We start from the raw sequence: 22471 nt of genomic DNA on the forward strand, positions 1-22471 counted from the left end.
AGACTGACATGACCGAAATTGAACAGACGGGCGAGGAAGCGGCCCCCACCGCGACCCTGCCGCTCGACGCCTGGCACCGCGATCGCGGCGGCCGGATGGTCGCATTCGCCGGTTACTGGATGCCGATCCAATATGAAGGCATCATGGCCGAGCATCTGTGGGTCCGCGAAAATGCCGGCCTGTTCGATGTCAGCCACATGGGCCAGCTCTACCTGTTGGGCGAAGGCCTCGACGACGCGCTCGAAGCGGTGCTGCCCGGCGACGTGAAGGGTCTCGCGGTCGGGCGCATGCGCTATTCTCTGCTGCTCGCCGAGGATGGCGGCATTCTCGACGATCTGATGCTGAGCCGCTGGCCCGAGGGCATCTATATGGTCGTCAACGGCGCGGTGAAGTGGGAGGATATCGGGCATCTGCGCGAAACCCTGCCCGACGCGATCACGATCAACCATCTCGAAGACCGCGCGCTGCTCGCGCTGCAGGGCCCCAAGGCCTTCGACGCCCTCAAGCGTCACACCACCGGCCAATGGCCGCTCGAAGCGCTCGTCTTCATGATGGGCGGGCCGTATCAGATCGGCGGCGTCGATGCGTGGATCAGCCGCTCCGGCTATACCGGCGAGGACGGCTTCGAAATCTCGGTCGATGCCGACAAGGTCGAACAGGTGGCTAACCTCCTCTGCGGCGCGCCCGAGGTGAAGCCCATCGGTCTCGGCGCCCGCGACAGCCTGCGCCTCGAAGCCGGGCTGCCGCTCTACGGCCACGACCTCGACCCCACGATCGACCCGATCGAAGGCGACCTCGGCTTCGCGATCCAGAAGCGTCGCCGCGTAGAAGGCGGTTTCCCGGGCGCCGCCCGCATCCTCGGCCATTATGAGGACGGCCCGCCGCGCAAACGCGTCGGCCTGCTCGTCGACGGCAAGCTGCCCGTGCGCGAGGGCGCCAAGCTGTTCGACGGCGAGGACGAGATTGGCGTCGTGACGTCGGGCGGCTTCGCCCCCAGCGTCGGCGCCCCCATCGCCATGGGTTATGTCCCGCGCGACCATGCCGTCCCCGGCAAGTCGGTCGCCGCCGAAGTTCGCGGCAAGCGCGTGCATTGCACCGTGACCGCGATGCCGTTCGTTCCACACCGCTATGTGCGCAAACAGGGAGGCTGACCGATGCCGCGTTATTATACCGAAGAACATGAATGGATCGACGTTGACGGCGACGTCGCCACGGTGGGCATCACCGACTTCGCGCAGGGCCAGCTCGGCGACATCGTCTTCGTCGAGGTTCCCGACACCGGCGCCGAACTCAGCCAGGGCGGCGACGCCGCGGTCGTGGAATCGGTGAAGGCGGCAAGCGACGTCTATGCCCCGGTCGACGGCACCGTCACCGAAGGCAATGGCCAGCTCGAGGAAGACCCGGCGCTCGTCAACAGCGATCCCGAGGGCGAAGGCTGGTTCTTCCGCATGACGCTCAGCGACAAGAGCCAGCTCGACGCGCTGATGAATGCGGCTGCGTACAAGGCCTTCTGCGACGATCTTTGACCAAACCCGTTCGTGTCGAGCGAAGTCGAGACACCCTGAAGGAATGCGCTGCCCAAGCGCATCTCGACTTCGCTCGATGCGAACGGAATTTTTTGCTCCTCCGGAGTTTGACTAATCATGCGTTACCTCCCGCTCACCGCCGACGACCGTTCGGCCATGCTCAGCGTCATCGGTGCCACGACAATCGACGACCTGTTCGTCGACGTCCCCCCCGAGGCGCGGCTCGACGGCCCGATTGCCGATCTGCCAAATCAGGCCAGCGAGCTGGCGGTCGAGCGCCACATGGGTGCGCTGGCGCGGCGCAACCGCGCGGCGGGCGACGGGCCCTTCTTCCTCGGCGCGGGCGCCTACCGCCACCATGTCCCGGCGAGCGTCGATCACCTGATCCAGCGCGGTGAGTTCCTCACCGCCTACACGCCCTACCAGCCCGAAATAGCGCAGGGCACGCTGCAGATGCTGTTCGAGTTCCAGAGCCAGGTCGCGCGCCTGCTCGGCACCGACGTCGCCAACGCGTCGATGTACGACGGCTCGACCGCTTGCTGGGAAGCGGTCGTGATGGCGCGGCGCATCACCAGGCGCGCGAAGGCGCTCTTCTCGACCGGCGTCCACCCGCATTACCGCAGCGTCGCGCGGACGATGGCCAAATATACCGGCGATGTGCTCGTCGAGGGCGACCCCGAGCTGGTCCCCGGCACCGACTGGGCGGATCTCGCCGCGGCGGTCGACAAGGAGACCAGCTGCGTCGTCGTCCAATATCCCGACATCCTCGGCCGCATCGACGACATGGCGGCGCTTGCTAAGGCGTGCCAGGCATCGGGCGCGCTGCTGATCGCGGTCGTCACCGAACCCGTCGCGCTCGGCCTCATCAAGGCGCCCGGCGAAATGGGCGCCGACATCGTCGTCGGCGAGGGGCAGTCGATCGGCGTCGGCCTGCAGTTCGGCGGGCCCTACGTGGGCCTCTTCGCATGCAAGGCCAAATATGTCCGCCAGATGCCCGGGCGCCTGTGCGGCGAGACCGTCGACGCCAATGGCAAGCGCGGCTTCGTGCTGACCCTCTCGACGCGTGAGCAGCATATCCGCCGCGAAAAGGCGACGAGTAATATCTGCACCAACTCGGGGCTTTGCGCGCTGGCCTTCAGCATCCACATGACCTTGCTCGGCGAGGCTGGGCTGCGCCAGCTCGCGTCGATCAACCATGGCCGCGCGCTGGCGGCCGCCGGGCAACTCGCGAAGGTGCCGGGCGTGTCGGTGCTCAACAGCGCCTTCTTCAACGAATTCACCCTGCTGCTGCCGGCCGCCGCGCGGCCGGTGGTTCATCAGCTGGCCGAGCGCGACATCCTCGGCGGCGTGTCGCTCGGCCGCCTCTACCCCGAGAACGCGGGCCTCGAAAACGGCCTCGTCGTCGCGGTCACCGAAACCTGCACCGCGGAGGACATCGCCGCCTTTGCCGCGGCGCTGAAGGAGGTGCTGGCATGAGCACGCCCAACGCATCCGGCTGGCGCCCCGAAATGAACGCGGGCGGCGCCGACGATACGACGACCTTCACCGGCAACCGCGCGCTGATGCTCGAAGAGCCGCTGATTTTCGAGATCGGCTCGACCGAGACCACCGGCGTCGATTTCGACCAGGAGGATGGCCTGCACGCCTCGCTGGGCGGGGTCGTCGAGACCGAGTGGGACGCCGTCTCCGACCGCGTCGATGCGCTGCGCCGTACCGACAGCATCGGCCTGCCGGGGCTCAGCGAAGGCGAGACGATCCGCCACTACACCCGCCTGTCGCGCCAGAATTACGCGATCGACCTCGGCCTCTTCCCGCTCGGGTCGTGCACGATGAAGCACAACCCGCGCCTCAACGAAAAGGTCGCGCGGATGCCGGGTTTTGCCGACATCCACCCGCTGCAGCCGCAGGAAACGGTGCAGGGCGCGCTGGCCGTCATCAACGAACTCGCGATGTGGCTGATCAAGCTCACCGGCATGCACGGCGTCGCGATGACCCCCAAGGCGGGCGCGCATGGCGAGCTTTGCGGTATTCTCTGCATCAAGGCGGCGCTCGAGGCGCGCGGCGAGGACCGGCGCGTGCTGCTCGTCCCCGAGAGCGCGCATGGCACCAACCCCGCGACCGCGGCCTTTGCGGGCTTCAGCGTCGAGGATATCCCCGCGACCCCCGAAGGGCGCGTCGACCTCGAAGCGCTGAAGGCACGCCTCGGCCCCGACGTCGCGGGCGTGATGATCACCAACCCCAACACCTGTGGCCTGTTCGAGCGCGACATGAAGGCGATCTCCGACGCGGTGCATGCGGTGGGCGGCTACGTCTATTGCGACGGCGCCAACTTCAACGCGATCGTCGGCAAGGTGCGCCCCGGTGACCTCGGCGTCGACGCGATGCACATCAACCTGCACAAGACCTTCTCCACCCCGCACGGCGGCGGCGGCCCCGGCTCGGGCCCGGTCGTGCTGTCGGAGGCGCTCGCTCCCTTTGGCCCGATTCCCTATGCGGCGCGCTATGCCGACGGCTCGTTCAAGCTGGTCGAGGAGGAAAGCGCGGGCGCCGAGCATCCCGACACCTTCGGCCGCATGACCGCCTTCCACGGCCAGATGGGCATGTTCACCCGTGCGCTGACCTATATGCTCAGCCACGGCGCCGACGGGCTCAAGCAGGTCGCCGAGGATGCGGTGCTCAACGCCAACTATATCCTGCGCAGCCTCGACGATGTGCTCGAGGCGCCCTTCGGCGGCTCGGGTCCGTGCATGCATGAGGCGCTGTTCACCGACAACGGCCTCGCCGAGGGTTTCTCGACGCTCGATATCGCCAAGGGGATCATCGACGAGGGTTATCACCCGATGACCGTCTATTTCCCGCTCGTCGTCCATGGTGCGATGTTGATCGAACCGACCGAGACCGAGAGCAAGGCGGTGCTGGACCAGTTCATCGGCGCGCTGCGCAGTGTCGCATTGCGTGCGAAGAACGGCGATCCGGCGCTCAAGTCGGCGCCGCATTTCGCCCCGCGCGCGCGGCTCGACGAAACGCTGGCGGCGCGCAAGCCCGTGCTGGCATGGAGCGAACCGGCGGTCGTGCCGGGCACCCCCTCGCTGAGCGAGATCGGCGGCAGTTGAGCGAGCCCGCGAGCAGCGGCCCGCCGCGCGGCGCCATGGGCTGCCTCGCCGCGGGGGCGCTGTTCGCGGTCGTTTTCGTGGCGGTCTGGCTCACCGCGATCACCCTCTACGGCCTCGTCGTCGAGCAGTGGGAGCTGGTCCGCGTGCGCCGCGAGTTCAGCTACGACTGGGCGTTCCTGTGGGCGCCACTGATCTCCTTCGGTGCTGCTACCGCCGCCGGTTTCGCGGCAACGCGGCGGCTGTCGGCGGCGCGGCTGACCTTGCTGATCGTCGTCACCGGCCTGATCGCGCTGTTCGGCGCGCTCCTGCTCTTCGGGCTTGGCGGGCTGCTCTAGCGCTGGCAAGAAGCGCGCGAGGGGGAAGGAGCATGACCAGCGGACAGGACCGGCTCGACGCGTTCACCGATGCGGCCTTTGCCTTTGCGGTCACGCTGATGGTCGCGGGCACCGGCGGCATGGCGCCCGACTATCGCCAGCTCGAGGCGACGCTTGCGGGTGCGCCGAGCTTCGTCATCGCCTTTGCGATTATCGCGATGTTCTGGCTTGCGCATGTCCGCGCGCGGCGCAACCCGGCCCTCGACGCGCAGGGACGGCGCGAAGCCTATGGCCAGGTGATCATCTGGGCGATCCTCGCCGCGACCGGGATCGTGTCGACCGGCATGACCTTTTTCCGCGCCACCGTGCCTTTTGCGCCGATGGTCTATGCGACGCTGCCGCTGACCATCGGGCTTTTCGCGGCCCGCTATCGCTGGGCCGAACCCACCGAACAAGGACATGACGCATGAGCTGGGATACGCTGTTTCTGCTGGCCAATTATTACGCCTTCCTCTCGTGGATCGCGCTCGCCGCGCTGCCGCGCGGGCCAAAGGTCCTGGCGTTCATCCTCTACGCCGGGGTGTTCCTGCTCTGCCTCGCCTATACCGTGCTGCTGGTCGGTTTCCTGACCGGCTCGATCGACCAGGGCGGCGCCGGCGGCGGCAGCTTCACCACGCTCGCCGGGGTGATGAAGCTGTTCGCGACCCCCGGCGGCACGACGCTCGGCTGGATCCATTATCTGGCCTTCGACCTGTTCACCGGGCTCTGGATCGCGCGCGATGCCGACAACAAGGGGTTCGGCCGCCTCGCGCAGGTCCCCTTCCTGTTCCTGACGCTGATGGCGGGCCCGGTCGGCCTCCTGTCTTGGCTCGTCGTCCGCGAACGCCGCGCGCGGGCACAGGCCAAGGCGTGACGCCGCAGCCCTGGATGCCGGGCGACGCGAACGAGGCGGCGGCGAAGCGCCACGCGCCCGCGACGCTGCGCAACCGCGATGCGATCACCGAAGTGCTAGCGGAGTGGCTGCCGTCGTCGGGCACGATCCTCGAGATCGCGAGCGGGTCAGGCGAGCATGCCGTCCATTTCGCCGCCGCCTTTCCGCACCTGTTTTGGCAGCCGAGCGACCCCGACCCGGCGGGCGTCGCGTCGATCGCCGCCTGGCGGGCGGAAGCAGGATTGCCCAATGTCGCACCGCCGCTCGCGCTCGACGCCGCCGCGCCCGCATGGCCGACCGGCCGCGCCGACGCGATCCTGTGCATCAACATGGTGCATATCAGCCCGTGGGCGGCGACGGTCGGGCTGTTTGCCGGCGCCGCGCGCCTGCTCGCGCCGGGCACGGCACTGATTCTCTACGGCCCCTATGTCGAGCCCGACGTGCCGACCGCCGACAGCAACCAGGCCTTCGACGCCAGCCTGCGCGCCCGCGACCCCGCCTGGGGGCTGCGCGACACCGACGCGATCAAGGCCGCCGCCAGCGCCGCGGGCCTCGCCTTCGCCGAACGGCGCGCGATGCCCGCGAACAATCTGATGCTGCTGTTCCGGCGGACGGCATAGGCGCCGCCCCGCATGGCATTGCGTAGTGTTCGAACTGTCTGCAAGATGCGCGGCGATGCACGGATCGCGCGCCGCTTGTCAAACCGCCCGTGCGTTTGTTATCAGGCTTGAGAATTGCCGCGAACGGCATCCGGGAGAGTTTGAATGAAAGATCTGGCCGACCTTCTGACCTTTGACGAGTTCATCGCCCATTGGGCGGCCGACCGGCCGGATCGCATCGCGCTGCGCGAAGAGGACCGCGTCTACACCTATGCCGAGCTCGACGACCTGACCGCGAAGGTCGCGAGCGCACTGTTCGCTGCTGGGCTCAAAAAGGGCGACCGCATCGCCTGGATCGGCAAGAACAGCGATCTCTATTTCCAGCTCTTCTTCGGCGCGGCGCGTGCGGGCATCGTGATGGCGCCGATCGGCTGGCGCCTGTCGCCCGCCGAATGGGCCTATGTGCTGAACGACACCGGCGCGAAGATGCTGTTCACCGGCCCGGGTTTCGAGGCCGTACCGCAACAACTGGCGGACAAGCTCGAGCATGACCCGAAGATCCTGACCGATGCCGAGGCGCGCGCGCTGATCGCCGCGACCCCGCGCGCCGCTTTCGACGCCGCGGGCCCCGACGATGCGGTACTCCAGCTCTACACCTCGGGCACCACCGGCAATCCCAAGGGTGCGGTGCTGTCGAACCGCAACCTCTTTGCGCTGCGCCGCAATTCGAGCGAGCTCGACATGCCCTACACCAAATGGGAGGATGACGAGGCGGTGCTGGTCGCCATGCCCTGCGCGCATATCGGCGGCACCGGGCTCGGCATCATGGCGCTCGCGGCGGGGCTGCCCGGCGTCATCCTCGCCGAATTCAATCCCGACGGGGTGTTCGACGCGGTCGAGCATCACGGCGTGACGCGTTTCTTCATCGTCCCCGCCGCGCTTCAGATGCTGCTGATGCATCCGCGCTGTGCCGAGACCGATTTCGGCCGGCTCAAATATATCCTCTATGGCGCCGCGCCGATTCCGCTCGAGTTGCTGCGCCAGTGCATCAAGATGTTCGGCGCCGACTTCATCCAGGCCTATGGCATGACCGAGACGACGGGGACGATCTGCATGCTGCCGCCCGAGGATCATGATCCCGAGGGCAACCAGCGCATGCGCTCGGCGGGCAAGCCGCTGCCCGGCGTCGAGATCCGCATCCTCGGCGATGACGGGCAGGAACTGCCGGTGGGCGAGGTGGGCGAGGTCGTCACCCGCTCGTCGAACAATATGATCGGCTACTGGAACCTGCCCGAGGCAACGGCGAAGACGATGACCGCCGACGGCTGGATCCACACCGGCGACGCAGGCTATCTCGACGCCGACGGCTATCTCTATATCCACGACCGGATGAAGGACATGATCATCTCGGGCGGCGAGAATGTCTATCCGGCCGAGGTAGAGAGCGCGATCTTCGGCCACCCCACGGTGCAGGAGGTCGCGGTGATCGGTATCCCCGATCAGAAATGGGGCGAGACGGTGAAGGCGGTCGTCGTCCCCAAGCCCGGGATGACCGTCGACGCGGACGACATCATCGCCTGGGCGCGCGAGCGCATCGCGCCCTTCAAATGCCCGCGCAGCATCGACGTGATCGAGGCGCTGCCGCGCAACGCCAGCGGCAAGATCCTGCGCAAGGACCTCCGCGCCCCCTATTGGGAGGGCTATGAGCGGATGGTCAATTGACCGGGCTCGAAGGGACGTGCCTCTGCGCCGACGCGGGCTGGACGCTGACGGGCGATCCGGGGTCGATCACCGCTTGCAACTGCACGCTCTGCCGCCGCTACGGTGCGCTCTGGGCCTATGATTACGAGGGTGGGCGCATCGTGCTCAAGGGCGCGACGCGCACCTTCACCCGCGTCGGCAAGGCCGATCCGGCGCTCGAAATCCACTTCTGCCCGACCTGCGGCTGCCTGCTCGCCTGGCGCGGACTGCGACTGGAGGAGGACGGTCGGCGCCGTATGGCGGTGAACATCCGCCTGGCCGATCCCGATTCGGTCGTCGATCTGCCGGTCGATCATTTCGAGGGGCTGGAGAGCTTCGAGGATCTGCCGCCGGATGGGCGCGTCGTCAGGGATATGTGGTTCTGATCAGAAAAACTGCGTCCCACCGTCCTGGTTGATGATCGCCCCGGTCATGTAGGCCGCACGCTTCGACAGCAGGAAAGCAAACAGGTCGGCGAGTTCGTGCGGCCGGCCGACGCGGCCCAGCGCGACCTTCATCCCCCATTGTTCGCGCATCCAGCGGTCGAGCGCTTCCGCGGGATCGCCGCCATAAGCCGCGACCGCCTGTTCGGTCGCGCTATCCAGCGCCTCGGTCGCCACCGCGCCCGGCGCGACACAGTTCACCCGCACACCCTTCGGCCCATAGGCCATGGCGAGATTCTTCGACAGCGCCGCGATCCCCGATTTCATCGCCACATAGGGATAGAGATGCGCCGCCGCGGCGCGCGTCGAATAGGAAGCGGTGAGCACCACCGCGCCGCCGCCGCTGTTCACTGCGATCACGGGCAGCGCCGCCTGGCACGCGCGCACGCTGGTCATGAGCACCGCCTGGAAGCTCGCTTCCCACGCCGCGTCGCCGTCCTCCTCGAAGCTGCCATGGCTGAGCACCGGCCCCGCGGTCACCGCGAGCCCGTAGAGCCGCCCGAAATGGTCGGCGGCCGAGGCGATGGCATCTTCGACCTCGCCCGGCTGCGTTGCATCGGCACCACGCACGATCACCTCGGCGCCAAACGCGCGCAAGGCCTCGGCCTTGGCTTCCCCGCGCTCGACGTCGCGCGCGATCAGCGCCAGCGCGGCACCTTCCGCGGCGAGCAACTCGGCGGTCGCATAGCCCATGCCCCGCGTGCCGCCGACGATTACGATCGGCTCGCCGCCCAGTCCCAGATCCATCCTGCGCTCCTCCCGGGGCGCGGCGTCATCCTATTTGTCGCCGCTGTTCGCGCATTGCGACATATCGCCGGCAAGGCAAGCCGCGGTCTTGCGCCGCCACTCGGCCATCGCGGCTTCATGCTCGCGCGACAGGCGGGTGCTTTCGTCCTGATGCGCCTTCAGCGCGGCATTATAGGCGGCCTTGTCGGCGTCGATCTTGGCCTGGCGCGCGGCGAGCGCGTCGTTCCGCTCCTGCTGGATCGCCGCGAGGTTCGCCGAATATTCGGCCTGCTTCTGCTTGTTGAGGTCGGCGACCGCCTGGCGCTTGGCGGCCTCATCGGCTTCATAGGCTTTCACCGCCGCCTCATAGGCGTCCATCTGCTGATGATAGGCAATGGCCTCGGGGGTCAGCGGGCCACCCAGTTGAGTCGCGCAGGAATATCCAAGGCCCTTGGGGCAGGGCGCTGCCGCAGGCGGTTTCGGCGGCGTCGGGCGCACGCCCGGCGTGTAGACGATGGCCTTGGGCGCCGCGGGCTTCGGAGCCGCGGGGCCGCCGCTGCGGATCAGAACGGTCGGGCCGCCGGTCGTGGGCGCGGCGACCTTGTTTTCCTTGGGCGCCGGTGCCGGTGCGGCTTTCGGCAGCGATTTTAAGCCGATCCGCAGCGGGATTTTGACGGTGATCTGATTATGGGAAAAACTGCACGCACCCAGCGGCACCCGATAATGGATCGCGTGAAAATACTTCCTTATATTCTCGTACGTCCCGAGAATCTCGTTGTCGGCGTAGTAGCTGAGCGGCTGACCCGGCTTTAGTTCCTCGCGATAATAGCGCGCGCCGCCCTCGCTCTTGCGGATCGTGAACGGGCTTTCGTATACTTGGGCATAGGTTCCGAGTATCGACCCTGACAAATGCGCCATTTGAAGCATATATTTGCCTGGCTCCTCGACCGACTGCAATTCGATGCCCATCGCTTGGCGAAACGAGGGATCGAACATCGTCGCGGCTTCGTGCTCGACCAGCATCGTGCAATCGCGTGGAACAGCCGGGTCGGGGGTAAAACTCGCCTCCTCGCGGGGATTCGGCTGCCGATAGTGCGCTTGGTAAAGGCCTGCCCGACGGGAGTAGATCACCGAGTAGACATGTTCGATGGGCTTGTCGGGCAGCGCCTCGAGCCGCAGTTCGCGCAGGAAGGCTTCGACCTTGGTCTCTGTCGCGGCGGTGGCGGGGTCTGAAATGCCGCGCCACTCCTGCCGTTTCCAATCCGCCATATTCTGCGCCGAAGCCGTGCCGGACGCCATGAGCGCCGCTGCCAGGATTGCCCACGCTCGCATCGGATTCCCCCCACCAAAGACTGCCCGGAAGCGGCAGACTATGATGATACGGCGGCGAGTCAATCGGCGGGCGGCCCAGAATAAATTCGGCGTTTCGGCCGGTCAGCCCGCCTGCTGCCGCTCGCGCGCGCGCACGAACCCCTCGCGCGCCATGCAGCGTGCCAGCCACTCCTTGGTCTTCTCGCCCAGCACATCGTCGGCGCCCAGCGTCGTCGCAAGGAACGCCGCATAGCCGATCACGATATCGGCGATGGTAAAGCGCCCCGCGACCAGCCAATCGCGCCCGTCGGCCAGCGCCGCCTCGATGCTCTTCGCTCGCCCCCCGAAGAAGGCCTTATAGTCATCGACCGCCTGCGCCAGCCGCCGCTCGGGCACCTCGACGCGCGTGTAGCGGATCATGATCGCGAGCGGGAAGGTGAGGGTGGCGTCGCTCCTGTGCAGCCAGTTGCGCCAGTCCCAATAATCCGCTTCGTCGCGGCGCACCTCTAGGCCCGTCCCCTCCGCAATGCGCTCGCAGATCGCCGCCGATTCGGTCATCAGCCGCCCGTCCTCGACCCAGCCGGGCACCGTCATCAGCGGATTCACCGGGCGATAGTCGGGCTCGAACGCGCGCGGCGGGAATTTGAGCAGGCGCAGGTCGACCTCGATTCCCGCTTCCTCGACCGCCCACAGGCAGCGGAGCGATCGCGCATCGGCGCAGTGATAGAGGATCGGAAGCGTCATGCGGCGATATCCTTCTGGCGTTCGATGTGCAGGCGATGCTCGCGCCACGCGATGAACAACCCGCTGGCGACGATCAGCGGCGCGCCGATCCACGTCGTATCGGCGGGCAGGGTGCCGAAGAACCACCAGCCGCACGCGATCGACCACAGCAGGCTCGAATAGTCCATCGGCGTCACCACCGACACCGGCGCGAGGCGCAGCGCGCCGGTCAGCGACAATTGCACCACCGCGCCGAGCAGCCCGAGCCCGATCAGCAGCCCCCATTCGCCCGCGCTGTGCGGCGTCATCACGAAGGGCAGCGCGAGGCCGAGCGGCAGCATCGAGATCAGGCTGAACCAGAAGACGATCGACATCGCGCTTTCGGTGCGACCGAGGTCGCGGACCTGGATCGTGATCAGCGCGGTCATCACTGCGCCGCCGAGCGCGATCAGCGTGCCCAACCCATGATCGCCCTCGAACCCCTGCAGCAGCAGCGTCGTCGGGTTGAGCACCACCAGCACGCCGACGAAACCGACGATCACCGCCGCCCAGCGCTGCCACCCGACGCGCTCACCGAGCAAGGCGGCCGCCAGGAAGACGCAGATGATCGGCACCGACAGGTTGATCGTCGTCGCCTCGGCCATCGGCAGGAAGATCATCCCGCCGAAATTGAGCGCCATGCCCGTCAGCCCCATCATCGCGCGCCGCGCATGGATGCCGATGCGCCTGGTCGCGAACATCGACAGCCCGCCATGCGCCAGCGCCCAGACCGCGAGAAGCGGCAGCACCAGCGCCTGGCGCCAGAACAGGCTTTCGACCAGATGGATGCCCGCGGCGGAGATATGTTTGACCAGCACGAACATCACCGACAGGCTCAGCATCGCGAGCAGCCGCAGCGCGATCCCGCCGAGATAATTTTGCGGCGGATCGGATGCGGCGGCGGCGGTCATGCAAGGCCGCATATCAGGCAGCGGATGCTTTGCAAGCTATGCATATGCCATAAGGCTTGCCCACGCGGTGCGGTCCGGCTAAGGGCGCACTCCGGCCTAGGGGTATAGCTCAGTTGGTAGAGCATCGGTCTCCAAAACCGAGGGTCGTAGGTTCGAGTCCTACTGCCCCTGCCAGGCCAAGACCAAGAGGCCACGTCCTCGCCGGCTCATGCGGGTTTTCAGGTCCGGGACGGCCCGGCAGTCCTTGAAGGAGACTGCCCGATGGCCTGGATCTATCTCATCATCGCCGGCCTGTTCGAAATCGTCTGGGCTTTTGCCATGAAGCAATCGGACGGCTTCACGCGCCCCGGCGCCACCGCGGTGACCATCGCCGCGATGATCGCCAGCTTCGCTTTGCTCGCGCTCGCGATGCGCACGCTGCCGCTCGGCACCGCCTACACGATCTGGACCGGCATCGGTGCGGTCGGCGCTTTCGTCGTCGGCATCGCGGTGCTCGGCGAGGCCGCGAGTGCGACGCGCATCCTCGCCGCGCTGCTGATCGTCGCGGGGCTCGTGCTGATGAAGCTGTCGTCGCCCGCCTGAGTGATTTCGAGCGAAATGGGACATTTCGCGGCTCGGAAATCACGGCAACTCTTCAACGCGTTTCGAGCGCGTCGAGCATCGCCTTCATCTTCGCGACATAGGCGCTGGCATGCGCGTGCGTCGTCATCCGGTGGAAATCGGCGACGATGTCGGCGACCGCGCGTTCGCCGCTCTTCTCGGCGAGTTCGATCTCGGCCTTCAGCAGCACGTGCAGGAAGCCGATCATATTGCCCGAGCGCGGCAGGGGCAGGTCGTCGGGCACCGTGTCCGCGGCGGCTTCGCGCGCGGGCGGCTTCACCGGATCGGGCAGCACCGCCGGAATGTCGCTCCGCGGCGCGGGCTCGCTCAGCAGATCCCACAGGTGGTTCGCCACCCGGTCGCGTTCGGTCAGATGTTTCAATCCCAGCTTCGTGCGCAATGTCGCGAGGATCGACGTGTGGTCGTAGAGCGTCGGGTCGACCTTGCCCTTCGGCACCCACGGCGAGACGATCACCGCCGGCACGCGCACGCCATAGCGGCTGAAATCGAAGCAATAGCGATTGAGATATTCCTGTCCCTTCGGCGTCTTGTCGCCAGGCGGCGGCGCGCAGCCGGGGGCGACGCTGTCGTAGAAGCCGCCATGCTCGTCATAGGTGATGATCAGCAGGCTGGTGTCGCGGATCGGCGATTCCGGACCGAAGATCGTCTCATAGACGAATTTGATCAGCGCCTCGCCGCCGTAGCAATCATCCTCGGGATGCTGCGACGATCCGCCGACGTAGCGCGGGCCGTCGAGCTTGTCGCCGTTCGGCTCGCGCTGCTTCGAAAAGAAGCTCGCACCGAAATTGGGCTCGATGAAGGTGTAGGGAATCTCGGCATAGGTGGCGCTGCCGTCTGCGCGCCGCGCATGGACGTCGCCTTTGAACCAGCCCAGCGACCAGATGTCGGCGAGGCTCAGCCCCTTCAGCGACGCGACCTGCGAAATCCAGCCGCCCTGCCAAGCGTGCGACGGCTTATCGCTGAACGCGTTGCTCTTGTCCTGGTACAGTCGGAAGCGGTGCCCCGCCGCCTTCAGCGCATCGAAGATCGAGCCGTTTTCATATTCGAACCCGCGCAGCGTCTCCCACGGCAACTCGCTGTTCATCTCGGGGCTGACGTCCATCCCCGCCGACGACCCGCCATGGACGAAGAAGCGGTTGGGCCAGGTTGGGCCGGGCAGCGAGCTGTGCCACGCGTCGCACACCGCGAACTCCTGCGCGAGCCGGTAGAGCACCGGCAATTGCGCCTGCGTGTCGAAACAGCCCATGATGTCGCCATAATGATCCGATGGCGGCGTCCCCGTCGCCTCGCTGGTCGAGGTCGCATAGCTGCTGACGAAGCCGCTGAGGTCGATCGCGGGATAATGGCACTGGCTGCAATCGACGGGGTGCGGGTCTTTCCTGGTCCCCTTGTCGCATTTTTCCAGATAGGCCGTCGCGGCCTCCGCGCCGCAAAGTTGCCGGAGGACGTCAGGGAATTCGTGTCCGGGATCGGTCTTCATCGACCAGGGCGCGGGGTGGTACAGCGGATAGGATTTGCCGTCGTAGCTATTCGACGCATCCGGCGGCGCGACCTTCAGTCCGGGTAGGCCCGATCGCCCGAGCATCTGGTCGAACGAATGATTCTCCAGCATCAGCACGAAGATATTGGTGATCGCGGCCTTGGCGGCATCGGACATGATCGCTTCCCCCGGAGTCGAAGTCGTGGGGACACTGCGCCTGCGGCGGCGAATAGGGAAGGGCGGTTGGGGGACTATTCGGCCATTATTCCAAAGTTCAGGAAAGTTCAGCCCTGTGCGCCTCCCCAAAAGGATCTCGGCAACCGTCTTTATCGACCGAGTGAACGAGTCGGGATCGACGACTTGCATAGCCGGATAATGTAGGAAAGCCTCGTTTGCAGGCGATGCCCGATTTGGGGTGGAGAGTGGCCGTAAAGCCCTCTCCCCTTGAGGGGAGAGGATAGCGCAGCTTGCTCCGTCAGGAGCTAGCGAAGCTTGGAGAGGGGTGCTTGGACACCGGCGGTCGGAAACCCCTCTCAACTCCGGCTAGGCAGCAAGCTGCCAAGCCTGCGTATCTCTCCCCTCAAGGGGAGAGAGCATAACCCTTCGAACGTCGCGCTTCGCCCGTGCCCCGCGACCACTCCTGTTGACACCCATGTCAATTGCTGAAACTCTCCCCGCCTCGGATCGGAGACAAGGCGACGTGGCAGACCAACAAGCAACGGCGCCCGCCGACCCCATGCCCGCCGCCGCGCCCGCCGACGACGCCACGCTCCGCCCGCGCACCGTGGCCGCCTTCGCCGCGACCGCCGGTCCCACCGCGATCCTCGGCCTGCCGTTCAGCGTCTACCTGCCGCCCTATATCGCCGAAGGCGGGGTGATCGCGGTGGGTCTCGTCGGGCTGCTCTTTTCGCTCACCACCATCTGGGACGGCGTCGTCGATCCGCTGATCGGCACGATGATCGACCGGGTGCGCACCGGGCTCGGCGCACATCGCCGCTGGATGCTGATGGCGCTCGTGCCGCTCGCGCTGCTGCTGGCGATCATCGTCACCGTCGGCGACAGCTTGCCCTTCGCCGCGCTCTTCCTCCTGATGGTGCTCTTCTATTCGAGCTTCAGTCTCTACGAGGTCGCGCAATTGTCGTGGGGCTCGGCGCTGGTGCGCGCACCCGCCGACAGCGCCTTGCTTTATGGCATGCGCGACTGGTTCGCGAAGATCGCACTGCTCGCGGCCTTTGCGGCGCCCGCTGCGGCGCAGCTGCTGATCCCGGGGATCAGCTTGCAGGGGCGTATCCTCGCCTATGCCAGCCTGTTCCTGGTGATGGTCCCCGCCGCGCTCTTCGCGATGCGGCTGGTGCCGCTGCGCGCCGTGATCGCCGAACCCGGCATCGGCTGGCGCGGCGAGATTCGGGCCTCGCTCGGCTTTCCGCCGCTGATGCTGCTTTTCGCGGTGCAGTTCCTCAATGCCTTTGCGTTCGGCTCGCTCACCTCGCTCTTCATCTTCTTCGCCGCGGCGGTGCTCGATCTCGACAGCCAAAGCGCGGTGCTGCTTTTCGCCAGCTTCATCGGCGGGGCGATCGCATCGCCGCTATGGACGCTCGCGGCGCGCCGCTTCGGCAAGCCGCAGGCGATGATCGCCATGGCACTGCTCGTCGGCCTGCTGCTGCTCGGCACACTGGCGCAGGAACCGACCGGGCTCGCACAGGCGGCAGGCTTCTCGCTTTTCCTCGGCACCGGCTTCGTCGGCCTCCTGTTCATCTATTCGATGCTCGCGGATCTGATCGCGCGCGACGCCGCACGTTGCGGGCGCAACCGCTCGGCCTTTCTCTTCGCTTTGCTCAACCTGATGCAAAAGGGCGGGGTCGCGGCCGCGATCGCGGTCAGTTACGCGCTGCTCGGCGTGATCGGCTTCGATCCGCAGGACGGCGAGGCCGCGGCGCGCGAGCTGCATCTGCTGTTCGTGCTGCAACCCGTTGCGAGTTGGACCGTGATGATCGGCCTGCTCCTCTTGATGCGCCGGCACATGCCGCACCGCGCGGCCAGCCTATGACTTGCAATCGCGCCAAGGCACCGGTAAAGGCCGCTCCATTCGGACAGATGCGCCGTTTTCCTTCCGCCTTTGGCCGGCATGCTCGGCAAGGGTGGGCGGACTATTGCCCAACGCGCGGTTGACGCGCGGGGGGCGGCAACCCATCTGGCCGGATATTGGACGCTTACGAGGACAGCAGCATCATGGCGAAGACGAGCCCGGGCCAATTCATCAATCAGGTGAAGGATGAAGCGCGCAAGATCGTGTGGCCCACGGGCCGCGAAACGGTGCAGACGACGATCCTGGTGCTCATCATGACCACGATCCTCGCCTTCTTCTTCCTCGGCGTCGATTCGGTCTTCAACGCGGTCGTCACCTGGCTGACGTCGCTCGCGCGCTAAGCCGCGCAAACTAACAGGAACAGGACAGACATGGCGCGCTGGTACATCATTCACGCCTATTCGGGTTTCGAGAACAAGGTCCGCGACTCGGTGATCGCCGAGGCCGAACGCATGGGCCTGTCGCAGCTCGTCGAATCGGTCGAAGTGCCGGTCGAGACGGTGACCGAGGTCAAGCGCGGCAAGAAGGTCCAGGCCGAGCGGAAATTCTTCCCCGGTTACGTCCTCGCCAAGCTGACGATGACCGACGACGTCTATCACCTCGTCAAGAACACCCCGAAGGTCACGGGTTTCCTGGGCTCGATGGGCAAGCCGCAGGCGATCAGCGAGGCCGAGGCCGCGCGCATCCTGAACAGCAAGGAAGAGGCTGCGGCCCGTCCGAAGCAGGAAATCCGCGTCGATTACGAAATCGGCGACCAGGTCAAGGTGCTCGACGGTCCTTTCGCCAGCTTCAACGGGCTGGTCGAGGAACTCGATTTCGAAAAGGCGCGCGTCAAGGTCAGCGTCTCGATCTTCGGCCGCGCGACCCCGGTCGAGCTCGATTTCGAGCAGGTCGAGCGGATGAAATAAGGCGGCCTCGGCCGCTCCTCCCTTCCCCCTCGATGGGGGAAGGATACGCAGCCTTGCCGCCACAGGCGGCTAGGCGAAGTTGGATGGGGGTGACGGTGCGTCCTTGCGCCGGCCGCTTCAGGACGAAAGCCCACCCCCACCGCTGCGACTAGGCGGCAAGCCGCCAAGTCTCGCTGCCTCCCCCATCGAGGGGGAGGGCAATGGGGGCAGTATCGTGACAACCCTCTCTCCCGAGCAGATTCAGGCCCGCATCGAGCGTGCGCGCGAAATCAACGCCAGCGTCGACGCCGGCCCGGTGGTTGCCGCGGTCGCGCGGCTGTTCGACCTCGAGCCCGCGGGCGAGCCCGACGAATTTCTCTTCCCCGCGCTCGCTACAACGGCGCGCGAGCGCATTTTCGGCGGCCAGGTGATCGCGCAGGCGATGGTCGCCGCCGCACATACCGTCGATGCCGACAAGCAGGTCCATTCGCTCCACGCCTATTTCCTGCGCGGCGGCGACGAAACCAAGCCGTTGCATTTCCGCGTCCATCGCGACTTCGACGGGCGCAGCTTCGCCAACCGCCGCGTCGTCGTGCGCCAGGACAGCAAGGTAATCTTCAACCTCACCGCCTCGTTCCAGCTGCCGACGCCGGGCCTCGCGCATCAGGTTCCGATGCCCGACCTCTTGCCGCCCGAGGAATGCCGCGATTTCCTCGAAACGATCGCCGCCGACCCCAATGTGTCGGAAGATGCCTTTTTCCATATGGCGCGGCGCCGTCCGTTCGAGCTGCGCAACCACCGCCCGCCCGCCTCGGCGAAGGCGACGCAGCATTATCAATGGTTCCGCATCGCGGCGCCGATCGGCGACGATCCGCTCGTCCACCGCGGCTTCCTTGCCTTCGCGTCGGACATGGGGCTGCTATCGTCGGCGATGCTGCCGCACGGGCTCAACTTCATGACCCCCGGGCTGTTCTCGACCAGCCTCGACCATGCGATGTGGTTCCACGACGATGTGCGCGTCGACCAATGGTTCGTTTATGTCATGGACAGCGACTGGACCGGCGGCAGCCGCGGCATCAACCGCGGCTCGATCTATCGCCAGGACGGCACGCTGATCGCCTCGGCGGTGCAGGAAGGGCTGCTGCGGCTGGCACCGCAGGGCTGAGAAGCCTTGCTTTCGCGTGCATTTGCAGCTAACCGCCCCGCTTCGCGTCAGATACGGGCGTGATTCCGCGCGGGAGGAGGGCTGATAACCCTCTGCTTGACCGCTAATTTTGAGCCCTGAACCCAGGTCCGGGGCGACAGAAAGAAAGGAGGCCATCATGGCCAAGAAGATCAGCGGCTATATCAAGCTGCAGGTGCCCGCCGGCACCGCCAACCCGTCGCCGCCGCTCGGGCCGGCGCTCGGTCAGCGCGGCGTGAACATCATGGAATTCTGCAAGGCGTTCAACGCTGCGACCGATTCCATGGAAAAGGGCACCCCGACCCCGACCATCATCACCGTGTTCGCCGACAAGAGCTTCTCTTTCGTCACGAAGACGCCCCCCGCGACCTACCTGATCAAGAAGGCCGCGAACCTCAAGTCGGGTTCGAAGGAGCCCGGCAAGATCAGCGGCGGCAAGATCGCCCGCTCGAAGCTGACCGAAATCGCCGAGATCAAGATGAAGGATCTCAACGCGAACGATCTGGAACAGGCAACGAAGATCATCGAGGGCAGCGCGCGCTCGATGGGCCTCGAAGTGACGGAGGGCTGATCCGATGGCAAAGCTGACCAAGAAGCAGAAGGCGCTCGAGGGCAAGGTTGATGCGCTGAAGCTGCACACCGTCGACGAAGCGCTGAAAACCGTGCGCGAGCTGGCCTCGGCCAAGTTCGACGAAACGCTCGAAATCGCGATGAACCTGGGTGTCGATCCGCGCCACGCCGACCAGATGGTCCGCGGCGTCGTGACGCTCCCCGCCGGCACCGGCAAGGACGTCAAGGTTGCCGTGTTCGCGCGCGGCGACAATGCCGATAAGGCGCTGGCCGCCGGTGCCGACAAGGTCGGTGCCGAAGACCTGATGGAAGACATGCTCGCGGGCAACCTCGACTATGGCCGCGTCATCGCGACGCCGGACATGATGGGCATCGTCGGCCGCCTCGGCAAGACGCTGGGTCCGAAGGGCCTGATGCCGAACCCGAAGCTGGGCACCGTCACCCCGAACGTCGCCGAAGCCGTGAAGGCCGCCAAGGGCGGTCAGATCGAGTTCCGCGTCGAAAAGGTCGGCATCATCCACGCCGGCCTCGGCAAGCTGTCGTTCGGCGAGGAAAAGCTCCGCCAGAACTTCGACGCCTTCGTCGACGCGATCGTCAAGGCCAAGCCGGCCGGCGCGAAGGGCAAATACGTCCGCAAGATCGCGCTGTCGTCGTCGATGGGCCCGGGCGTCAAGGTCGACACTGCCGACGTCACCGGCGCCTGATTTCAGGCATCATGATTTAGGGAAGGGCCGGGGGAGATCCCGGCCCTTTTTTATGGGCGGCTTTGGGGTGGTTAGCTGACATCCCACTCCGGTGTTGCGGTGCCTCTGCCACCTGTTATCGTGCAACGATGAAAGCTAGGCACGCACACATCGGCACCGTAATATCATCTGTGGCTTTCGCTGTTTTGATAGTCATCGCGACACAGTCGCACTCGACAATCTCGGAAAGCGAAATAGCTACGAACGGCTTTTTGGGATTGGTAATTTTGAGCATCCTTGCGTGTGCATACTTTGTCTCACGCTCCGCCGTTCATCTAATCCGTCGCTTCGGAAATCGTCGCTAGCATACGTCCGCAACCGGTCGTTAGCCGTCATTCCGCCCCGCGAAACTCGATCAGGTCCCATTTGTTGCCATAGAGGTCGAGGAAGACCGCGACCGTGCCGTAATCGGCCTCCAGCGGTTCGCGCTCGATCCGTACGCCCTTGTCGAGCAGGCGCTGGTAATCGCGGCGGAAGTCGTCGGTTTGCAGGAAGAGGAAGACGCGTCCGCCCGACTGGTTGCCGATGAACGCGGCCTGCTCCGCATTCGCAGCGCGCGCGAGGAGGATGGTTGCGCCGCCCTCGGGATTGCCCGGCGGTGCGACGAGCACCCAGCGCTTGTCCTGCGCGGGCTGATAGTCGTCGGCGACGAGCGTGAAGCCCAGGACGCCGACGTAGAAGCCGATCGCCTCGTCATAATCGCGCACCACCAGCGCGATATGCGCGAGCGACTGGCGCGTCATTCGCGTAAGCCCCGCAGCGCCGCCCCCGCGGCAAACGGCCCGATCACGGTCAGCAGCAGGCTCACCGCGCCGAGCAGCTTCACCGCGCCGCGCCCCGACGGGTCGAGCATCCCCGCGCCGAATATCAGCAGCGGCACCGCGAGCGGTAGCACGAGCAGCCCGCCGATCGCGCTCCCGCCCTTTAATCCCACGGTCAGCGTGGCGCTCAGCACGGCGAGCGAGGCGAGGGCGGGGACCGCGATCGCAATGCCCGTGGCGAGCAATTCCACGCGCGCGCTGTCCTGTGCCAGCAACGCCGCCGCCGGAAAGAGCGCGATCAGCAGCGGCAGCCCGAAACCGATCGCATGCGCGCCGATCTTCACCGCGGCGATCACCTCGTCGGCGACCCCGCGCACTGCGAGCTGGTCGAGCACGCCCGCGTCGCGGTCCGGCCGCACCAGCCGGTCGATCGGCAACAGCGCCGCGAGCAGCGCCGCGACCCACACCATCCCGCCGCCGGCGCGCTGCAGCAACGGCGCATCGGGGCCGACCGCGAAGGGGAAGGCGGTCGCCACCAGCAGGAAGAACAGCACCGGCAGCCACAGCGCGCCGCTGCCCCATGCACGGCGGAGGTCGCGCCAGAAGAGGGCGATCAGCATCGTCATCGCCGCATATCCGTATCTCTACGGACCCAAATCCGTTCGTGCTGAGCTTGTCGAAGCACCGCCCTTCTTTCCAACGTTGAAAGAAAGAACGGCCCTTCGACAAGCTCAGGGCAAACGGGTTTTGGAAGGCGCGCGATCACGCGAGCGCGCCCATGTCGAGCTCGGCGAGGTCGGGCACGCCCAGCGCGAAATGCGACGCGAGCAGCACGGCGCCGCCGTTCGCCCGATGGACAGCAATCGCCGCGACCAGCCGCGCCTGCGCCGCATCGTCCATCCCGTTGGCGGGCTCGTCGAGCAGCCAGATCGGCGCCCCGCTTGCGATCACGCGCACCATCGCGGCGCGCTTGCGCTGCCCGGTCGACAGCATCGCCACCGGCACTTCGGCGAGCGGGTGCAGCGCCATCGCCGCCATCGCGCGGTCGACCGTATGCCCGTCGACCGTGTCCACCCGCGCCCAGAAATCGAGCGCGCGGCGCAGCGGCAGTTCGGCGTCGAGCGCCGCCGCCTCGTCGATCAGCGCGGCGCGCCCGAAGCGCTCGACCGTCCCCGCCGCGGGCCGCAGCAGCCCCGCGACCAGCCGGATCAGGCTCGACTTGCCCGCGCCGTTGGGGCCGCGCAGCCACAGCGCCTCGCCGGGGGCCAGCGCGAGCGACAGCCCCTCGAACAGCAACCGGTCGCCGCGGATGCACGCCACCTGGTCCAGCCGCAGCAGCACGCTCACACCATATCTTCCAGCGCGTGCATATCGTCGTCGGAGAGGCCGAAATGATGGCCGAATTCGTGGATCAGCACATGGCGCACCAGCCAGTCGAGCCGCTCGCTGCCCTCGATCCATTCGACCAGGATCGGGATGCGATAGAGGGTCACGCGGTCGGGCATGCCGCCGCTCGCGTCGATGCTGCGCTCGGTCAGCGGGCGCCCTTCGTAGAGGCCGGTGAGGTCATAGGGATGCTCGATGTCGAGCGACTTCAGCACCTCGTCCTCGGCGAATTCCTCGATCGCGATCACAACGCCGTTGAGGTGCGGCTTGAAAATCTCGGGCATCGTCTCGAACGCCGCCTCGGCCAGCGCGAACAGCGCGTCGGCGTCGGGGGCGGTGCCGGTCCAACCGGCGGCGAGGCTGCTCTTGTCGCTCATC

The 22471-nt window shown here is 66.5% G+C and carries 26 protein-coding genes and 1 tRNA gene; 18 read left to right on the plus strand and 9 right to left on the minus strand.

Annotated features, from left to right (window positions below; genetic code table 11):
• Positions 1-8: 8 nt before the first annotated feature.
• From gcvT to BWQ93_RS00620, 10 genes are all read left to right on the plus strand, one after another.
• Complete coding sequence (gcvT, locus tag BWQ93_RS00575; RefSeq protein WP_077028821.1) at positions 9-1151, plus strand: glycine cleavage system aminomethyltransferase GcvT; 1143 nt, start codon at positions 9-11, stop codon at positions 1149-1151.
• A gap of 3 nt (positions 1152-1154) precedes the next feature.
• Positions 1155-1526 (plus strand): glycine cleavage system protein GcvH, encoded by a 372-nt coding sequence (gene gcvH / locus BWQ93_RS00580; RefSeq protein ID WP_077028822.1) that lies wholly within the window; start codon positions 1155-1157, stop codon positions 1524-1526.
• Positions 1527-1643: 117 nt separating this feature from the next.
• Positions 1644-3002: an aminomethyl-transferring glycine dehydrogenase subunit GcvPA gene (gene gcvPA, locus BWQ93_RS00585; protein ID WP_077028823.1), complete on the plus strand. Its 1359-nt coding sequence runs from the start codon at positions 1644-1646 to the stop codon at positions 3000-3002.
• Positions 2999-4639 carry an aminomethyl-transferring glycine dehydrogenase subunit GcvPB gene (gcvPB, locus tag BWQ93_RS00590; protein ID WP_077028824.1) on the plus strand — a complete coding sequence of 547 codons (1641 nt, stop codon included), beginning with the start codon at positions 2999-3001 and terminating at the stop codon, positions 4637-4639. The genes gcvPA and gcvPB overlap by 4 nt, the downstream gene beginning before the upstream one ends.
• On the plus strand, positions 4636-4974 hold the full coding sequence (locus BWQ93_RS00595) for a hypothetical protein (RefSeq protein ID WP_077028825.1): 339 nt from the start codon (positions 4636-4638) through the stop codon (positions 4972-4974). The genes gcvPB and BWQ93_RS00595 overlap by 4 nt, the downstream gene beginning before the upstream one ends.
• A 32-nt stretch (positions 4975-5006) precedes the next feature.
• Complete coding sequence (locus tag BWQ93_RS00600) at positions 5007-5423, plus strand: TMEM175 family protein (RefSeq protein WP_077028826.1); 417 nt, start codon at positions 5007-5009, stop codon at positions 5421-5423.
• Entirely contained in the window at positions 5420-5866 is a 447-nt protein-coding gene (locus BWQ93_RS00605; RefSeq protein WP_077028827.1) for an ABA4-like family protein, read from the plus strand. Before BWQ93_RS00600 ends, BWQ93_RS00605 begins: the two co-directional genes overlap by 4 nt.
• 14 nt (positions 5867-5880) lie before the next feature.
• A complete protein-coding gene (locus tag BWQ93_RS00610; RefSeq protein WP_077032116.1) occupies positions 5881-6504 on the plus strand; it encodes a DUF938 domain-containing protein in 624 nt (207 codons plus the stop codon).
• Positions 6505-6648: 144 nt separating this feature from the next.
• Positions 6649-8205, plus strand: a complete 1557-nt coding sequence (locus BWQ93_RS00615; RefSeq protein ID WP_077028828.1) for a fatty acid--CoA ligase — start codon at positions 6649-6651, stop codon at positions 8203-8205.
• The gene (locus BWQ93_RS00620; RefSeq protein ID WP_077028829.1) at positions 8202-8609 is read left to right on the plus strand and encodes a GFA family protein; all 408 of its coding nucleotides are present in this window, start codon (positions 8202-8204) and stop codon (positions 8607-8609) included. Before BWQ93_RS00615 ends, BWQ93_RS00620 begins: the two co-directional genes overlap by 4 nt.
• Here BWQ93_RS00620 and BWQ93_RS00625 read toward each other — a convergent pair whose 3' ends face one another.
• The 4 genes from BWQ93_RS00625 to BWQ93_RS00640 all read right to left on the minus strand — a co-directional run bounded on the left by BWQ93_RS00625 (position 8610) and on the right by BWQ93_RS00640 (position 12376).
• The gene (locus BWQ93_RS00625) at positions 8610-9413 is read right to left on the minus strand and encodes an SDR family NAD(P)-dependent oxidoreductase (protein ID WP_083720453.1); all 804 of its coding nucleotides are present in this window, start codon (positions 9411-9413) and stop codon (positions 8610-8612) included.
• A gap of 30 nt (positions 9414-9443) precedes the next feature.
• Entirely contained in the window at positions 9444-10724 is a 1281-nt protein-coding gene (locus BWQ93_RS00630) for a hypothetical protein (protein ID WP_156878072.1), read from the minus strand.
• 102 nt (positions 10725-10826) lie between these two features.
• Positions 10827-11447 carry a glutathione S-transferase family protein gene (locus tag BWQ93_RS00635; RefSeq protein WP_077028831.1) on the minus strand — a complete coding sequence of 207 codons (621 nt, stop codon included), beginning with the start codon at positions 11445-11447 and terminating at the stop codon, positions 10827-10829.
• Positions 11444-12376 carry a DMT family transporter gene (locus BWQ93_RS00640; protein WP_077028832.1) on the minus strand — a complete coding sequence of 311 codons (933 nt, stop codon included), beginning with the start codon at positions 12374-12376 and terminating at the stop codon, positions 11444-11446. The genes BWQ93_RS00635 and BWQ93_RS00640 overlap by 4 nt, the downstream gene beginning before the upstream one ends.
• A 98-nt stretch (positions 12377-12474) precedes the next feature.
• Between BWQ93_RS00640 and BWQ93_RS00645 the strand changes: the two genes are divergently transcribed.
• Together BWQ93_RS00645 and BWQ93_RS00650 are read left to right on the plus strand one after the other, a co-directional pair.
• Positions 12475-12550 (plus strand) — tRNA-Trp (locus BWQ93_RS00645).
• Between the two features lie 87 nt (positions 12551-12637).
• Complete coding sequence (locus BWQ93_RS00650) at positions 12638-12958, plus strand: DMT family transporter (protein WP_077028833.1); 321 nt, start codon at positions 12638-12640, stop codon at positions 12956-12958.
• Between the two features lie 52 nt (positions 12959-13010).
• Here BWQ93_RS00650 and BWQ93_RS00655 read toward each other — a convergent pair whose 3' ends face one another.
• Entirely contained in the window at positions 13011-14654 is a 1644-nt protein-coding gene (locus BWQ93_RS00655; RefSeq protein WP_077028834.1) for an alkaline phosphatase family protein, read from the minus strand.
• Positions 14655-15177: 523 nt separating this feature from the next.
• On the opposite strand from BWQ93_RS00655, the gene BWQ93_RS00660 reads away from it, so the two are divergent.
• From BWQ93_RS00660 to rplA, 6 genes are all read left to right on the plus strand, one after another.
• On the plus strand, positions 15178-16524 hold the full coding sequence (locus BWQ93_RS00660) for an MFS transporter (RefSeq protein ID WP_198040441.1): 1347 nt from the start codon (positions 15178-15180) through the stop codon (positions 16522-16524).
• A gap of 182 nt (positions 16525-16706) precedes the next feature.
• Positions 16707-16904, plus strand: a complete 198-nt coding sequence (gene secE, locus BWQ93_RS00665) for a preprotein translocase subunit SecE (protein WP_077028836.1) — start codon at positions 16707-16709, stop codon at positions 16902-16904.
• A 30-nt stretch (positions 16905-16934) separates the two neighbouring features.
• Positions 16935-17471, plus strand: a complete 537-nt coding sequence (gene nusG / locus BWQ93_RS00670; protein ID WP_077028837.1) for a transcription termination/antitermination protein NusG — start codon at positions 16935-16937, stop codon at positions 17469-17471.
• A gap of 214 nt (positions 17472-17685) precedes the next feature.
• Entirely contained in the window at positions 17686-18615 is a 930-nt protein-coding gene (locus tag BWQ93_RS00675; protein ID WP_198040442.1) for an acyl-CoA thioesterase, read from the plus strand.
• 157 nt (positions 18616-18772) lie between these two features.
• Complete coding sequence (rplK, locus tag BWQ93_RS00680; RefSeq protein ID WP_077028838.1) at positions 18773-19204, plus strand: 50S ribosomal protein L11; 432 nt, start codon at positions 18773-18775, stop codon at positions 19202-19204.
• A 4-nt stretch (positions 19205-19208) separates the two neighbouring features.
• A complete protein-coding gene (rplA, locus tag BWQ93_RS00685; protein ID WP_056373862.1) occupies positions 19209-19907 on the plus strand; it encodes a 50S ribosomal protein L1 in 699 nt (232 codons plus the stop codon).
• A gap of 371 nt (positions 19908-20278) precedes the next feature.
• Here the strand turns inward: rplA and BWQ93_RS00690 are convergent, their stop codons facing one another.
• The 4 genes from BWQ93_RS00690 to BWQ93_RS00705 form a co-directional block, all read right to left on the minus strand.
• The gene (locus tag BWQ93_RS00690) at positions 20279-20689 is read right to left on the minus strand and encodes a VOC family protein (RefSeq protein ID WP_077028839.1); all 411 of its coding nucleotides are present in this window, start codon (positions 20687-20689) and stop codon (positions 20279-20281) included.
• Positions 20686-21333, minus strand: a complete 648-nt coding sequence (locus tag BWQ93_RS00695; protein ID WP_077028840.1) for a heme exporter protein CcmB — start codon at positions 21331-21333, stop codon at positions 20686-20688. The genes BWQ93_RS00690 and BWQ93_RS00695 overlap by 4 nt, the downstream gene beginning before the upstream one ends.
• Positions 21334-21469: 136 nt before the next feature.
• Positions 21470-22054, minus strand: a complete 585-nt coding sequence (gene ccmA, locus BWQ93_RS00700) for a heme ABC exporter ATP-binding protein CcmA (protein WP_077028841.1) — start codon at positions 22052-22054, stop codon at positions 21470-21472.
• A complete protein-coding gene (locus tag BWQ93_RS00705; RefSeq protein ID WP_077028842.1) occupies positions 22051-22470 on the minus strand; it encodes a metallopeptidase family protein in 420 nt (139 codons plus the stop codon). Before BWQ93_RS00705 ends, ccmA begins: the two co-directional genes overlap by 4 nt.
• Between the last annotated feature and the right edge of the window lies 1 nt (position 22471).

This window comes from Sphingopyxis sp. QXT-31 (assembly GCF_001984035.1).
In the GTDB taxonomy this organism is placed as follows: Bacteria; Pseudomonadota; Alphaproteobacteria; order Sphingomonadales; family Sphingomonadaceae; genus Sphingopyxis.

Excerpts from the sequence above, each read along its gene's own strand:
- gcvT (WP_077028821.1), top strand. The coding sequence starts at position 9 with ATGACCGAAATTGAACAGACGGGCGAGGAAGCGGCCCCCACCGCGACC.
- gcvH (WP_077028822.1), top strand. The coding sequence starts at position 1,155 with ATGCCGCGTTATTATACCGAAGAACATGAATGGATCGACGTTGACGGC.
- gcvPA (WP_077028823.1), top strand. The coding sequence starts at position 1,644 with ATGCGTTACCTCCCGCTCACCGCCGACGACCGTTCGGCCATGCTCAGC.
- gcvPB (WP_077028824.1), top strand. The coding sequence starts at position 2,999 with ATGAGCACGCCCAACGCATCCGGCTGGCGCCCCGAAATGAACGCGGGC.
- BWQ93_RS00600 (WP_077028826.1), top strand. The coding sequence starts at position 5,007 with ATGACCAGCGGACAGGACCGGCTCGACGCGTTCACCGATGCGGCCTTT.
- BWQ93_RS00605 (WP_077028827.1), top strand. The coding sequence starts at position 5,420 with ATGAGCTGGGATACGCTGTTTCTGCTGGCCAATTATTACGCCTTCCTC.
- BWQ93_RS00610 (WP_077032116.1), top strand. The coding sequence starts at position 5,881 with ATGCCGGGCGACGCGAACGAGGCGGCGGCGAAGCGCCACGCGCCCGCG.
- BWQ93_RS00615 (WP_077028828.1), top strand. The coding sequence starts at position 6,649 with ATGAAAGATCTGGCCGACCTTCTGACCTTTGACGAGTTCATCGCCCAT.
- BWQ93_RS00625 (WP_083720453.1), bottom strand. The coding sequence starts at position 9,413 with ATGGATCTGGGACTGGGCGGCGAGCCGATCGTAATCGTCGGCGGCACG.
- BWQ93_RS00630 (WP_156878072.1), bottom strand. The coding sequence starts at position 10,724 with ATGCGAGCGTGGGCAATCCTGGCAGCGGCGCTCATGGCGTCCGGCACG.
- BWQ93_RS00635 (WP_077028831.1), bottom strand. The coding sequence starts at position 11,447 with ATGACGCTTCCGATCCTCTATCACTGCGCCGATGCGCGATCGCTCCGC.
- BWQ93_RS00640 (WP_077028832.1), bottom strand. The coding sequence starts at position 12,376 with ATGACCGCCGCCGCCGCATCCGATCCGCCGCAAAATTATCTCGGCGGG.
- BWQ93_RS00650 (WP_077028833.1), top strand. The coding sequence starts at position 12,638 with ATGGCCTGGATCTATCTCATCATCGCCGGCCTGTTCGAAATCGTCTGG.
- BWQ93_RS00655 (WP_077028834.1), bottom strand. The coding sequence starts at position 14,654 with ATGTCCGATGCCGCCAAGGCCGCGATCACCAATATCTTCGTGCTGATG.
- secE (WP_077028836.1), top strand. The coding sequence starts at position 16,707 with ATGGCGAAGACGAGCCCGGGCCAATTCATCAATCAGGTGAAGGATGAA.
- nusG (WP_077028837.1), top strand. The coding sequence starts at position 16,935 with ATGGCGCGCTGGTACATCATTCACGCCTATTCGGGTTTCGAGAACAAG.
- rplK (WP_077028838.1), top strand. The coding sequence starts at position 18,773 with ATGGCCAAGAAGATCAGCGGCTATATCAAGCTGCAGGTGCCCGCCGGC.
- rplA (WP_056373862.1), top strand. The coding sequence starts at position 19,209 with ATGGCAAAGCTGACCAAGAAGCAGAAGGCGCTCGAGGGCAAGGTTGAT.
- BWQ93_RS00690 (WP_077028839.1), bottom strand. The coding sequence starts at position 20,689 with ATGACGCGCCAGTCGCTCGCGCATATCGCGCTGGTGGTGCGCGATTAT.
- BWQ93_RS00695 (WP_077028840.1), bottom strand. The coding sequence starts at position 21,333 with ATGACGATGCTGATCGCCCTCTTCTGGCGCGACCTCCGCCGTGCATGG.
- BWQ93_RS00705 (WP_077028842.1), bottom strand. The coding sequence starts at position 22,470 with ATGAGCGACAAGAGCAGCCTCGCCGCCGGTTGGACCGGCACCGCCCCC.